This window comes from Bdellovibrio sp. BCCA, from assembly GCF_037996825.1.
In the GTDB taxonomy this organism is placed as follows: Bacteria; Bdellovibrionota; Bdellovibrionia; order Bdellovibrionales; family Bdellovibrionaceae; genus Bdellovibrio.
Map to the genome: position 1 here is coordinate 3,684,425 of NZ_JBBNAC010000001.1, position 12,244 is coordinate 3,696,668.

A 12,244-nucleotide genomic window follows, 5' to 3' on the forward strand; every position below is an offset into this window, starting at 1 on the left:
CGTGACTCGCGGCGCCTAAACAAACTTTAATGATGGGCCGTCAAATGTAATAAAGCTGTTTCAGAAAAGGACTGGCCTAAAGACTTCTTGCGCAGTGTGACCCACTATGATATCCCCAGAATCCAACAATAAAGCACTCGTGAGTATTAACTGGTCCCTCAAGTACTGAAAAAGAGGGTCTTCCGGCGAAAAAAAGAAGCTGGCTCTGCTGACGAGGACGATTAACCAGAAAGGAAGTACTGCCATGGCACAAGTGACCATGAAAGAAATGTTAGACGCTGGCGTCCACTTCGGACATCAAACTCAGCGTTGGAACCCAAAAATGAAACCTTATGTTTACACAGCTCGCGGAGGCATTCATATCATTGACCTTCAAAAGACTGTTGTACGCGCTAACAAAGCTGCTGAGTTCGTAAAAGAAGTTGCTGCTAACGGTGGTCGTTTGATCTTCGTTGGAACTAAAAAGCAAGCTATCGAACCAATCCAAGAAGCTGCAGCAAAATGCGGTCAGTACTACGTAACTAAGCGTTGGTTGGGTGGTATGATGACGAACTTCGAAACGATCAAATCTTCTATCGATCGTCTTCGTAAGATCGACACAATGAAAGAAAAAGGTGAATTCAACTACCTTACTAAAAAAGAACGCGCGAAGCTTGAAAAAGAATATCTTCGTTTGACTGAGTTCTTGAACGGTATCCGTGACATGAAGGAAATGCCTTCTGCTATGTTCGTAGTAGATCTTCCTAAAGAACACATCGCGGTTGCTGAAGCAAAACGTTTGGGCATCCCAGTAGTTGGTATCGCTGATACAAACTCTGATCCTGAATCTATCGAATACGCTATCCCAGGTAACGACGATGCTATTCGTTCAATCAAATTGTTCGCAAACCTAGTTGCTGAAGCTTACCTAGAAGGTTCTAAAACTTGGGAACAAAAACTTCGCACAATGACAGACAAACAATCTGACGTTGCTAAAGAAGCTAAAGCTGAAGGTAAAGAAGAAGCTCCGAAACGCCGTGGCGCTCCTAAAGCTGGTGCGAAAGAAGCTCCTAAGAAAGGTGCTGGCCCTGCGGTTGTTAAAGCCACTAAATCTCGTAAACTTGTTGCTGCTGGTACAGCGGAAGAAGTTGAGATCCAAGCTGAGCTTGAGAACAAAGAAGACGATTCAGCGGCTGAGTAATCATCAGCTGAATGAAGTAGCAAGGGTGGCTTAGCCACCCTTCTCTTTGTCCGCCTTCTCGTTTTTTGATCTTTTATAATTATCTTTATTATTGAAGGAGACTTCCTAATGTCTATTTCCGCTACTCTTGTAAAAGAACTCAGAGAAAAAACAAATGCAGGTATGATGGATTGCAAAAAGGCGCTTGAGGCGACTTCTGGCGACTTCAATGCCGCTGTTGAATGGTTGCGCGTAAAAGGCCTTGGCGCTGCTGCGAAAAAAGCTGATCGTATCGCTGCTGAAGGTACTGTTTTTGCTCAAGTTATTGGTAACACAGGTGTGATCCTTGAGATCAACTCTGAAACTGACTTCGTTGCTCGTAACGATGGCTTCAAAGCTCTTGTTAGCGACGTTGCTCACCACGTATTGAACGCTGTAAATGCAGTGGGCGATATCTTGGAACAAGCTTTCCACAAAAACCCAACTAAAAAAGTGGGCGACATGCTTAAAGAAGCGATCGCGACTATCGGTGAAAACATCGTTATTCGTCGTTTCGAAAAGTACAATGCAGCTCCAAACGGTTTGGTTCACACGTACATCCACGGTGAAGGTAAAATCGGCGTGATGATCGAAGTAACTGCTTCTAAGCCAGAAGCTGTTAGCAATCCTGAGTTGAAAACTTTCGCTCAAGACGTTGCTCTTCACATCGCTGCGATGAACCCAATGGCGATCTCTTCTGATCAAATCCCTGCAGAAGTTGTTGCTAAAGAAAAAGAAATTTTGACTGCAAAGAACCTTGAGTCAGGCAAAAAACCAGAGATGATCGAAAAGATCGTTGAAGGTCAAATCCGCAAGTTCTTGGCTGAAAACTGCCTTATGGACCAAGCTTTCGTTAAAAATCCGGACATGAAAGTGTCTGATTTGGCGAAATCTGTTGGTAAAACTATCGGTGCAGACGTTACAATCAAGCGTTTCGTACGTTTCGAATTGGGTGCTGGTATCGAGAAGAAGTCTAACGACTTCGCAGCTGAAGTTGCTGCACAAATGAAAGGACACTAGTTTGAAAGAGCCTGTTTATAAACGCATTTTGCTCAAGTTAAGTGGTGAAGCTCTTGCTGGAAAGCAAGGGACTGGTATCAATACAGCGACGATCAAACAAATCGCGCAAGACGTGGCAGAGGCTTATAAAGCAGGCGTTCAAATGGGTATCGTTATTGGCGGCGGTAACATCTATCGTGGTGTTGCCGCTTCTGCTGAAGGCATGGATCGCGCAAGTGCCGACTACATGGGTATGCTTGCGACTTGTATCAATGCTCTGGCTCTTCAAGACGCTCTGGAAAAAGAAGGTGTTCCTACTCGCGTGCAAACAGCTATTGAAATGGCTGAAATTGCTGAACCTTACATCCGTCGCAGAGCGATCCGTCATCTAGAAAAAGGCCGTATCGTGATTTTCGGTGCAGGAACTGGAAATCCATTCTTCACAACAGATACAGCGGCTTCTCTTCGCGCCATGGAGATCAACGCACAAGTGATCATGAAAGCGACGAAGGTAGATGGCATCTACGATAAAGATCCTGCAAAACATACTGATGCAAAAAAATTCGATAAGATCAGCTACATCGACGTCCTCAATCGCGGTTTGCAAGTGATGGACTCTACAGCGATCAGCATGTGTATGGACAACAAACTTCCAATTATCACTTTTGACCTCACTCAAGCCGGCAATATTTTGAAAGCCGTTCAAGGTGAGACCATCGGTACCCTCGTACACTAGGAGACAACTATGGCTATTGCTGATGTAAAAAAGAATGCGCAAGCAAAAATGGAAAAGACTTTGGCGGCTTTAGGTGAAGAGCTTAAAAAAATCCGCACAGGTCGCGCACAAGTTTCTATGCTTGATAATATCCGTGTGAATTACTACGGAACTCCATCTCCTCTTTCTCAAGTAGCTTCAATCTCTACTCCAGATGCGAAATCTTTCTTGATCGCTCCTTGGGAAGTTTCAATTCTTAAAGATATCGAACAAGCGATCATCAAGTCTGAGTTGGGCATGGCTCCAATGAACGACGGTAAAGTGATTCGTTTGAAAGTTCCAGATTTGACTGAAGAACGTCGTAAGGACCTTGCTAAGCAAGTAAAGAAAATCGCTGAAGAAGCGCGCGTGGCTGTTCGTATGGCTCGTCGTGATGCCAATGATGAAGTTAAAAAACTTCAAAAAGATAAAGCTGTCAGCGAAGACGAAGGCAAAAAGGCCGAAGCAGACATCCAAAAAGTAACTGACGATTTCATCAAAAAAGTCGATCAAGTTGCGGATGAAAAAGAAAAGTCTATCTTGACGATCTAATCTTGCAGTCGATGAATTTGCCTAAGCATATTGCAATTATTATGGATGGTAACGGTCGCTGGGCTCAGCTCAAGCGCCGTCCCCGTACGTTTGGGCATATCAAAGGAACTCGCGTCGCGAAAAAAATCATCACAGCTTGTTCGCGTCGCGGGATTAAAAATCTGACTCTTTACGCTTTCAGTACAGAAAACTGGTTTCGCCCTCAGGCGGAAGTCAGTTTGTTGATGCAAATCTTGCGTCGTTACCTGAAGCGCGAAACTGAAAATCTTGTTAAAGAAAATATTCGTTTCTCTGTGATCGGCGATACGAGCCGCATTCCAGCGGACGTTGCTAAAGCGATTGAAAATTCGATCGAAGCCACAGCTCAGTGCACAGGCCTGCATTTGGTCTTTGCCTTGAGCTATGGTTCTCGTCAGGAAATCACCGATACTATGCGCGAGATCGCTCGTCGTGTGGAAGCGGGTGAGCTTTCTGCGGATGACGTGGATGAGTCGTTGATCAATTCAACACTGAGCACTTATCCAACTCCAGATCCTGATTTGATCATCCGCACGAGCGGTGAACAAAGACTTTCAAATTTTCTTTTGTGGCAAGCTGCGTACTCTGAGTTTTATTTCACAGATGTATTGTGGCCTAACTTCACGGAGTCTCATCTTGATGAAGCCCTGGCGGCTTTCTCCATGAGACAACGCCGCTTCGGCAAGGTCTCATCGAATGACAACATGGAAAAGTTTTCTAACTAGAGCCGCGTCGGCTTTGGTCGCACTCGCTATTATTATTGGTCTTTATGTCGGCTGGGCCGTTGATGGTCTTAAAATCACTGTGGGATTTGCAGTGATTGTGGGTGCATGGGAACTTTTGGGAATTCTTTTTCAGAAAGAAAACTCGGTTGTTGTTAAAGCTTCGTTTTTTGTTTTGTCTTTGCTTGTATTTGCAGCTTCCACAATTTCCTTAAGCTCGGGATCTTTGGTTTATTCATTGTCTTTAATTGCGATGATCATCATCGTGCTTCTTTCGTCCCATAAAAAAGGTGATTTGCTTTACATGTCCGGCGTACAAGCGCGCGCGGCTTTGGGTCTTTTCTATGTCGGTCTTCTTCCTTCATTTGCTTATCGTATTTTAGATCAGGCTTACGGCATTTCTTGGTTCGTGTTTTTACTCGCGGTTGTTTTTGCGGGCGACACCATGGCGTATGTTTTTGGTGTGCTGATTGGCAAACATAAGGTCATGCCTTCTGTGTCCCCGAAAAAAACATGGCAAGGATCTATCGGCGGCATTGTCGGATCATTGATCGCGGGATTTGTTTGTTGGCATTTCTTGTTTCCAGAGCAGTCTTTAGGAATTTTCTTAGTTCTTTCAGCTCTTTCAGGTTTCGTGGGACAGTTCGGAGATTTCTTCGAATCTCTCTTAAAACGAGTCGCTGAAGTGAAAGATTCTGGGAAAATCATGCCAGGCCACGGCGGCGTATTGGATCGTATTGATGGAGTCCTATTCGCAAGTCCTGTTATTCTCACGGGAATTTTGATTCTGTCTCATCTTTCGTCATAAGAGAAAAGTCTGGCCCCAAAGCAAAATCACTTTAATTCTCTGGCCCAGTTCCCCTGTGCCATTTAGAATATTTGAATGAATATTTTTTCTTATCTTCAATCAGGCTTATCCGCGATCATTCCATTTGTAATCTTGCTCGGCATTTTGATCTTCGTGCATGAACTTGGACACTTCCTTGTAGCACGTTGGTGTGGAGTGCGTGTTGAAGTTTTCAGCCTTGGTTTTGGTAAAAAACTTTTGAAATACAAAAAGGGCGACACTGTTTACGCCCTTTCCATGATTCCTCTTGGCGGTTACGTCAAAATGTTTGGTGAACAGCCAGGGGACCATATTGCTGAAGAAGATAAAAAGCATTCTTTCACGCACAAAAACGTGTGGCAGAGAATCGCGGTTGTTCTTGCCGGTCCTTTGATGAATTTCTTTTTTGCGATCGTGATCTTTTTTGCGGTGGCTTTGATCGGTGAAGATGCAAAGACTCCTGTGACAGGTGATATTGCGGCTTCCTCCCCTGCTTATGCGGCGGGTTTCCGCTCTGGCGATAAAATTGTTTCTATCAATGAAAAGCCTGTGACGACTTGGGAAGATTTTCAAAAAGGTTTAAGCCTTAAAGAAAATCATGATCTTCACATTGACGTCGTTGTGCAACGTGAAGGCACTGGCGAAGAAGCGAAAATCGCAACGACAGCCAAAGCAGAACCAAATCCAAATGTTCTTAGCAGCTTTGAATTCATGGCGAATGTCGATGGCCTGACTCCTTATTCTGCAGGAACGACAATCGGTGTTCTTGGTGGGTCTCCTTTGGCGGCTTTGGGTCTTAAAACGGGTGACACAATTACCTCTTTGAACGGTCAAAAAGTTTCTTACTGGAGACAGCTTGAGCCGGCACTTGAAAAGTTGAACACCAAAGAACCTTTGACGATTGAAGTTTTGGGAATGCGTGAAGGTGACAAGGTTGAAAAACCAATCACTGTGACATTGGCTCCTCTTGAGTCGATGAAAACGTTCACAATGCAAGGCTTGGGGCTTGAAAGTTCGGAGCTTTATTTAAGTAAAGTGATCGATGGATCTCCTGCACAGGCAGCCGGTCTTCACGCTATGGATCGTCTTGTTACAATCAATGGTGTGAAATTGCAGAAATGGGATGACGTAATTTCAAATATCAAATCTTTTGATGGAAAAAATCCTGTCGATATTTCTGTTCTTCGCGATGGCCAAACTGTGAGCTTGAAAATCACTCCGAAGATGACGACACAGATGTTGCCAACTGGAACTGAAGAGAAGCGTTATACAATCGGTATTGCTCCAATTGCAAATATCGCAGCTCCTGAGTTGATGGTTCTTCGTACAAGCAATATCGGTGATGCTCTAGTTCGCGGCGTGCAAAAAACTTGGGACGTGTCAGTAATGACAGTCATGAGTTTTGTTCGTTTGTTCCAGGCAAAGATCTCTCCGAAAAACATTGGTGGTGTGATCTCTATCGGCCAAGCAGCGAGTGAAACTTTCAAGATTGGTATCACTCAATTCTTGCAGATGATGGCGATTATCTCTGTGAATCTATTCATCTTAAATTTGATGCCTGTGCCAGTGCTTGACGGTGGACACTTGGTGTTCTACATCATCGAGATTGTTAAAGGTGCGCCTCTCAGCATGAAGAAAATGGAAGTTGCACAACAAGTGGGCCTTGCGATCCTCATGAGTTTGATGATCTTTGCCCTCTTTAATGACTTCACTCGTTTATTGGGATTATGAAAATCTTAGCTATGGAAACCAGCACTCTCGTAGGGGGAGTCGCTGTGGTTATTGATGGAAAAGTTGTCGCAGAGGAAAATTCTTTGCGACAAAAATCCCATAGCGAAAATATCAGCCCCTTCGTCGACCACTGCCTTCTTAAAGCCGGAATCAAATTAGAAGACATCGATGTGTTTGCCGTGGGCCAAGGTCCTGGTAGTTTCACAGGTATTCGTATTGCTGCGAATGCCGGAAAAACTTTTGCTTACAGTTTTAATAAACCGATGGTGACGATTGATTCTTTGATGTTGCTAGCTCACCAAGCCCGGTCTTCTTCAAAGCCGGTTTTAGCTGCGATCAACGCTTACAAGAATATGGTGTATATGGGTCTTTTTGATGTCCGTGGTGACGAACCAAAGTACATCAAAGGTCCTGACGCTGTTCCTGTTCGCGAGCTGAAAAACCACATTCAGCAAGAATGTGTTATGGTCGGAGACGGCTGGGAAGCTTATCACGAGTATTTCCCGGAAGAACTTTCATCAAAAATTTCTCGTGATTCCAACTTCCCTGATCATCCACTTGCTTCTACTTTAGCAATGATGGCCGAACAGCGTGCGCTGAAGGGTCAAACCTTGGACTGGAAATCATTCGTTCCCCTTTATATTCGTGCCTCTGAAGCCGAAGAGACAAAAAAAGGAATTTTAATCTCTCCGCTGAAATAGAGGATACATCATGGAAAGAGATCTTCAAAAAGCTTATCTAGAGTCTTTGGAGCGCAAAGCTCACTCTGAAAAAACAACGGACACGAAATTGTGGGTTGTCGCTTCCGGTAAAGGTGGCGTCGGAAAGACTTTTGTATCTTCGAGTCTCGGCATGACTCTTTCTAAACTTGGTCACTCTGTTGTCATCGTTGACTTGGATTTGAGCGGCGCAAATATTCACACGTCGTTGGGACTTCCTCCTTCGCACATGAACATTCGCCACTTCTTTGAAGGCGTAAAAACTCTTCAGGAGCTTGTGATTCCAACTCCATTTCCTCACCTTTCTTACGTTCAAGGTTTTTGGGATTCATGGACTCCGACTGATTTTTCTTACAATCAAGTTCATACTCTTTTGCCAGAAATCAAAAAACTTCGTGCTGACTATGTGATCGTGGATTTGGGTGCCGGTGCTTTGGAAGCTCATTTGGAACTTTTCAAAGCGGCTGACGAGAAGTTCTTGATCACAACTCCAGAACCCACAAGCATCGAGAAAACTTATCGTTTTATTGAAGCTTTTGTTTGCCATTCGCTTCGTGAGAATTCAACTCCGGATGCTTACGGCAATATGATTTCTACTCTTCGCAATCATCGCCAAAGAACTTTGGAAAAACCTTTTTCATTCCGTTCGTATTTGAAAGAGCAAACCGGAGTTCAATATGATTTCTTTGAAGCTCTTTCTTCAACACCCGTTCGTTTGGTTGTGAACTCGATTCGCAGTCAGACAAATTCTGAATTGGGTTATTCAATTAAGAGTGTTTGCAACAAGTACTACGACTTAGGTATTGATTACCTCGGTGCCATCGATTACGACAATGCGGTGTGGCAGTCGATCCGCAGTCGTGAGCATGTCTTGGTCTCTCAGCCATTCACTCCACTTGCGGGACAATTTTTAGCTACGTGCAAACAACTTATTGATCCAGAGGAGCTTCGCGCCGTAGTATAATAGCTACGATGGAAGCAACGTCTCGTTATAACTATTATGAAATTCTGGAACTCACGGCGAACGCACCTCAACACGAGGTGACGACCGCTTACGAGCGTGCCCGTGCGACTTACTCTGGAGAAAATCCTGCAATCTACACGATTTTCTCTGAACAGGAAGCTCGCCAGCTTTTAGTTTTAATCGAAGAAGCTTACCAAGTTCTTGGAAATAAAATTCTTAGAAACATTTATGATCAGCGTTTGCTGAGTGGCCGCTCTTCTTTGAACGATTTGACTTACGAATCGATTCTTGAGGCGAGCAAACAAGTTTTTCCAGAACCAAAAGCTGAAAAACCTGCAGCTGCCTATAAAAAAGATGAATCGTTTGAAAAAGAAATCGCGGCTCGTGAAAACTGGGACGGCGCTTTCCTTAAAAAAGTGCGCGAGTACAAGCAGCTTTCCACTCAACGTCTCAGCGAAATCACGAAAATCAATTCTTACTATGTAACTGCTGTTGAAAACATGGATCCGGCAAATCTTCCGGCAGTGGTTTTCGTAAGAGGCTACGTCGTGCAAATCGCAAAAGCCTTGGGTCTTGACGATAAAAAAGTCGCAGACTCTTACATGAAAAACTTCAAAGGTCTTGGAAAACAATAAATCTTCTCAAAAACTTTCAATGTCAGCCACCGCCGACATGCATGGACTTCGTCTTGATAAAGCATTGGCTTTGATCGAAGAAGTAGGCACTCGCTCACGCGCAAGTCACTTGATTGAAACTTCGTCTGTTCTGCTGAATGGAAAAATCGCCAAAGCTTCCGCTTCAGTAAAAGAAAATGATCTGATTGAAATTTCTTTGCCGGAACCTGAGCCCACAGAGCTTCAACCTTACGATTTGAAACTTGATGTGCTTTTTGAAGATGAAGATTTGATCGTCATCAATAAACCTGCAGGCCTTGTTGTTCATCCGGCCGCAGGACATGCGCACGATACTTTGGTGAATGCGCTGCTCGCTCACACCGATGATCTTTCCATGAAGTTTGGCGAAGAACGTCCTGGCATTGTTCACCGTTTGGATAAAGAAACCAGTGGTGTGATCGTCGTTGCAAAGAATGATAAAACACATGAAGCACTGACGGCTCAGTTTAAAGAACGTAGCACTCACAGAATTTATTATGCAGTTTGCATTGGAACTGCGCGAACGTTATCTGGAACTTTTAAAAGTTATTTAGCTCGTCATCCTGTGGATCGCAAACGTTACGCTTCTGTTCTTGGTGATGATCGCAGACCTTTGCAAGATCAAGAAGATCCGCCTCTCACCGGCAAATGGGCTGTGACTCATTTTGAGGTTCTGAATCGCAAAAGCGGTCTTAGTTATTTGAAACTTAAACTTGAGACAGGACGCACTCATCAAATACGTGTGCATCTTTCAGAAAATGGTCTTCCCATTGCGGGAGACGCACTTTATGGGGCCGACAAAAAAGTAAAAAATGTCGAGGCCAGGGTTATCCAAGAAGATATTCGGAGTTTACCACGCTTTTTGCTTCACGCTGCTGAATTGGCATTTACTCATCCCCGCACTCAAGAGAGAATGTCCTTTAAGAAGGATTGGCCGGAAGATATTCGACGTCTTTTGGATAAATGGGGACTGTGAAGATGAATTTGGAACAAACTCAATTTGGATATGAAATGCGCACGCCGCATATCACGGTCTTTATGGGCGGTGTTCAATCTCAACTTCCGCAACTCACACCCGCTTATCCTGATTACAAACTTGTGCGCGTAAAACAAATCCACTGTGATGCGGTTGTTGAAACCACAAATCCTGAACAGGATTATCAAGTCATTGCTGACGCTCACTTTACTCGTGAAAAAAATCTCGCACTGTGTGTGATCACGGCGGATTGCGTACCTGTGTTTCTTTATGATCATCCGACAGGAATGATCGCCGGAATTCATGCCGGCTGGCGCGGCGTTGCTGCGCGAATCATTCCAAAAACAATTCAGAAACTTGTTAGCGAAGGGGCCGTTGCCAATCGTTTAAGTGTGATTATCGGACCGCATATTCAAAAACAAAGTTTTGAAGTCGGCATTGATGTGCGCGATCAGATTCTTTCAAGCCTGGGGCCGTTAAGTCCTGCTGAAAGAAATATTTATGCAGAATCTCTTTCACCGACGAAGGCTCTTGTAGATTTAAATCAAGTCGTTCGCACTCAATTGCAACAAGAAGGTGTCGAACTTGATAATGTTTTTGCTTTGCACATTGATACTGTGACAGATCCACTGTTTCACTCACATCGCCGCGATAAAGAAAAAGCCGGAAGACAGATTAGTTTTATCTGCCGCACTTCATGATTTTGCCTCAAGAGTTTTATTTTGAAGACACGACCTCCGTTGCAAAAGCTCTGCTCGGAAAAGTTTTGCACATCAAATCTGGTGGAAAAGAACACAAAGCTCGTATTGTCGAAGTGGAAGCTTACTTAGGCGTTGAGGATCCTGCTTGCCACACTTTCGGAGATCGCAGAACCCAACGGACCAAGTCTATGTATTTAGACGGCGGGCATTCTTATGTGTATCTGATTTACGGAATGTATCACTGTTTAAATTTCGTGACTCGCACAACAGAACATCCCGAAGCAGTTTTAATTCGCGCCGTTCAACCTTTTGAAGCCGATCACTATCCTAAGAAAAAAGATTTGAAAACCAACGGCCCCGGAAAGTTATGCAAGCACTACGGCATCACCAAAGAGCACGATGGTCTCAGACTCTGGAAAAAGAATTCTGAACTCTATGTTAGCGACGACGATTTCAAGGTCGCTCCGAAACAAATCGTCGCCTGCCCCAGAATCGGCGTCGACTACGCCGGAGAAGCCGCAAAATGGCCTCTCCGCTTCTATCTTAAAGACAATCTTTTTATCTCTAAAAAGTAAACTGTCCGATATCAGATATTATTACTCCCAACAAAAAGAAGCACGGGCCTAAAAGATTCAGAATAGATGGAAAGACTGATGCCGGGAGATCTCTTCGGATTATTTTTCAAGATTTGGGAAGCTGCAAAGCGCGAATTATTACTGGATGGGATATATGAAAAAGATTAAGTCGAAAAACTATAAATACAATCCCAACGAGTGGGACGATTCTAAGTCAGAAAAGGTGGCGAAACAAAAAGGAGACGTCGGATATCAGACACTTCTTAAAATTTGGATCGCCGAACGTTTGGACCAAGAACTTCGTGCAAAAAGGTAGGTCGGGAAAGACCCGTCTTATTTAAAGTTGCACTCTTCTGGTGAATACACCATCGGCATGTCGTAGTTCATGCCTTCAAAGTTAAATGAAAACGTCACTTGATAGGACTTGAATGTGTATTCGTAAACTTTGGTTTCGATCACACGGGTCACGAGGCTGTATCCTTTGATGTCCAAACCATTGATCTCAATCGCGTCACCTGAACCGCAGGAATACAAACCCGGTCCGAAGTTTTCACATTTGTCAGACTTAAAGCGAACAGTGAAAGTATCGCCGAGCTTTTTCATCAGGTTTGCTTTCTGCTGCAGATAAGGAAAATCAGACGCCAGCACGACACCTTGATGAATCGGCATTGTTTTCGCTCCAAAATGGTGAACAACTTTGAGTTCTGTCAGAGGTTCACTTTGAGAGCCGTTGGACTTTACATAAAACGTCGTACTTGGAAGCTCCGTCATACATGTAAACTCAGGACCAACGTTTGATTTTGCGAATGAAAATCCTGGCAATAACATCGCGATCACAATAAAAAATCTCATCTTG

General features: G+C 44.0%; 15 protein-coding genes. 14 read left to right on the plus strand and 1 reads right to left on the minus strand.

Going from position 1 to position 12,244, the window contains the following annotated elements; all coding sequences use genetic code 11:
• Positions 1-244 precede the first annotated feature (244 nt).
• The 14 genes from rpsB to AAAA78_RS17915 all read left to right on the plus strand — a co-directional run bounded on the left by rpsB (position 245) and on the right by AAAA78_RS17915 (position 11,704).
• Positions 245-1,180, plus strand: a complete 936-nt coding sequence (gene rpsB, locus AAAA78_RS17850) for a 30S ribosomal protein S2 (protein WP_340593493.1) — start codon at positions 245-247, stop codon at positions 1,178-1,180.
• Between the two features lie 108 nt (positions 1,181-1,288).
• On the plus strand, positions 1,289-2,218 hold the full coding sequence (gene tsf / locus AAAA78_RS17855) for a translation elongation factor Ts (RefSeq protein WP_340593494.1): 930 nt from the start codon (positions 1,289-1,291) through the stop codon (positions 2,216-2,218).
• Between the two features lies 1 nt (position 2,219).
• Positions 2,220-2,933, plus strand: coding sequence for a UMP kinase (gene pyrH, locus AAAA78_RS17860; RefSeq protein ID WP_295901464.1), 714 nt, complete (start codon positions 2,220-2,222; stop codon positions 2,931-2,933).
• Positions 2,934-2,942: 9 nt separating this feature from the next.
• Positions 2,943-3,503 (plus strand): ribosome recycling factor, encoded by a 561-nt coding sequence (frr, locus tag AAAA78_RS17865; RefSeq protein WP_340593497.1) that lies wholly within the window; start codon positions 2,943-2,945, stop codon positions 3,501-3,503.
• Positions 3,504-3,514: 11 nt separating this feature from the next.
• On the plus strand, positions 3,515-4,246 hold the full coding sequence (locus tag AAAA78_RS17870) for an isoprenyl transferase (protein ID WP_340593498.1): 732 nt from the start codon (positions 3,515-3,517) through the stop codon (positions 4,244-4,246).
• Positions 4,218-5,051, plus strand: coding sequence for a phosphatidate cytidylyltransferase (locus tag AAAA78_RS17875; protein ID WP_340593499.1), 834 nt, complete (start codon positions 4,218-4,220; stop codon positions 5,049-5,051). The genes AAAA78_RS17870 and AAAA78_RS17875 overlap by 29 nt, the downstream gene beginning before the upstream one ends.
• A 75-nt stretch (positions 5,052-5,126) precedes the next feature.
• Positions 5,127-6,800, plus strand: a complete 1,674-nt coding sequence (gene rseP, locus AAAA78_RS17880; protein ID WP_340593500.1) for an RIP metalloprotease RseP — start codon at positions 5,127-5,129, stop codon at positions 6,798-6,800.
• A complete protein-coding gene (gene tsaB / locus AAAA78_RS17885) occupies positions 6,797-7,501 on the plus strand; it encodes a tRNA (adenosine(37)-N6)-threonylcarbamoyltransferase complex dimerization subunit type 1 TsaB (RefSeq protein ID WP_340593501.1) in 705 nt (234 codons plus the stop codon). Before rseP ends, tsaB begins: the two co-directional genes overlap by 4 nt.
• Positions 7,502-7,511: 10 nt before the next feature.
• Entirely contained in the window at positions 7,512-8,483 is a 972-nt protein-coding gene (locus AAAA78_RS17890; protein ID WP_295901044.1) for a P-loop NTPase, read from the plus strand.
• 8 nt (positions 8,484-8,491) lie between these two features.
• A complete protein-coding gene (locus AAAA78_RS17895) occupies positions 8,492-9,118 on the plus strand; it encodes a helix-turn-helix domain-containing protein (RefSeq protein ID WP_340593502.1) in 627 nt (208 codons plus the stop codon).
• Between the two features lie 19 nt (positions 9,119-9,137).
• The gene (locus AAAA78_RS17900) at positions 9,138-10,112 is read left to right on the plus strand and encodes an RluA family pseudouridine synthase (protein ID WP_340593503.1); all 975 of its coding nucleotides are present in this window, start codon (positions 9,138-9,140) and stop codon (positions 10,110-10,112) included.
• Between the two features lie 2 nt (positions 10,113-10,114).
• Positions 10,115-10,813, plus strand: a complete 699-nt coding sequence (gene pgeF, locus AAAA78_RS17905) for a peptidoglycan editing factor PgeF (protein ID WP_340593644.1) — start codon at positions 10,115-10,117, stop codon at positions 10,811-10,813.
• Positions 10,810-11,388, plus strand: a complete 579-nt coding sequence (locus AAAA78_RS17910) for a DNA-3-methyladenine glycosylase (RefSeq protein ID WP_340593504.1) — start codon at positions 10,810-10,812, stop codon at positions 11,386-11,388. The genes pgeF and AAAA78_RS17910 overlap by 4 nt, the downstream gene beginning before the upstream one ends.
• A 154-nt stretch (positions 11,389-11,542) precedes the next feature.
• The gene (locus AAAA78_RS17915; RefSeq protein ID WP_340593505.1) at positions 11,543-11,704 is read left to right on the plus strand and encodes a hypothetical protein; all 162 of its coding nucleotides are present in this window, start codon (positions 11,543-11,545) and stop codon (positions 11,702-11,704) included.
• Positions 11,705-11,721: 17 nt separating this feature from the next.
• On the opposite strand, the gene AAAA78_RS17920 is transcribed toward AAAA78_RS17915, so the two are convergent.
• Positions 11,722-12,240 (minus strand): hypothetical protein, encoded by a 519-nt coding sequence (locus AAAA78_RS17920; protein ID WP_340593506.1) that lies wholly within the window; start codon positions 12,238-12,240, stop codon positions 11,722-11,724.
• Positions 12,241-12,244 lie beyond the last annotated feature (4 nt).

Bases quoted from the DNA above. Each gene is read 5' to 3' on its own strand.
- rpsB (WP_340593493.1), top strand. From the start codon at position 245: ATGGCACAAGTGACCATGAAAGAAATGTTAGACGCTGGCGTCCACTTC.
- tsf (WP_340593494.1), top strand. From the start codon at position 1,289: ATGTCTATTTCCGCTACTCTTGTAAAAGAACTCAGAGAAAAAACAAAT.
- frr (WP_340593497.1), top strand. From the start codon at position 2,943: ATGGCTATTGCTGATGTAAAAAAGAATGCGCAAGCAAAAATGGAAAAG.
- AAAA78_RS17870 (WP_340593498.1), top strand. From the start codon at position 3,515: ATGAATTTGCCTAAGCATATTGCAATTATTATGGATGGTAACGGTCGC.
- AAAA78_RS17875 (WP_340593499.1), top strand. From the start codon at position 4,218: ATGACAACATGGAAAAGTTTTCTAACTAGAGCCGCGTCGGCTTTGGTC.
- rseP (WP_340593500.1), top strand. From the start codon at position 5,127: ATGAATATTTTTTCTTATCTTCAATCAGGCTTATCCGCGATCATTCCA.
- tsaB (WP_340593501.1), top strand. From the start codon at position 6,797: ATGAAAATCTTAGCTATGGAAACCAGCACTCTCGTAGGGGGAGTCGCT.
- AAAA78_RS17890 (WP_295901044.1), top strand. From the start codon at position 7,512: ATGGAAAGAGATCTTCAAAAAGCTTATCTAGAGTCTTTGGAGCGCAAA.
- AAAA78_RS17895 (WP_340593502.1), top strand. From the start codon at position 8,492: ATGGAAGCAACGTCTCGTTATAACTATTATGAAATTCTGGAACTCACG.
- AAAA78_RS17900 (WP_340593503.1), top strand. From the start codon at position 9,138: ATGTCAGCCACCGCCGACATGCATGGACTTCGTCTTGATAAAGCATTG.
- pgeF (WP_340593644.1), top strand. From the start codon at position 10,115: ATGAATTTGGAACAAACTCAATTTGGATATGAAATGCGCACGCCGCAT.
- AAAA78_RS17910 (WP_340593504.1), top strand. From the start codon at position 10,810: ATGATTTTGCCTCAAGAGTTTTATTTTGAAGACACGACCTCCGTTGCA.
- AAAA78_RS17915 (WP_340593505.1), top strand. From the start codon at position 11,543: ATGAAAAAGATTAAGTCGAAAAACTATAAATACAATCCCAACGAGTGG.
- AAAA78_RS17920 (WP_340593506.1), bottom strand. From the start codon at position 12,240: ATGAGATTTTTTATTGTGATCGCGATGTTATTGCCAGGATTTTCATTC.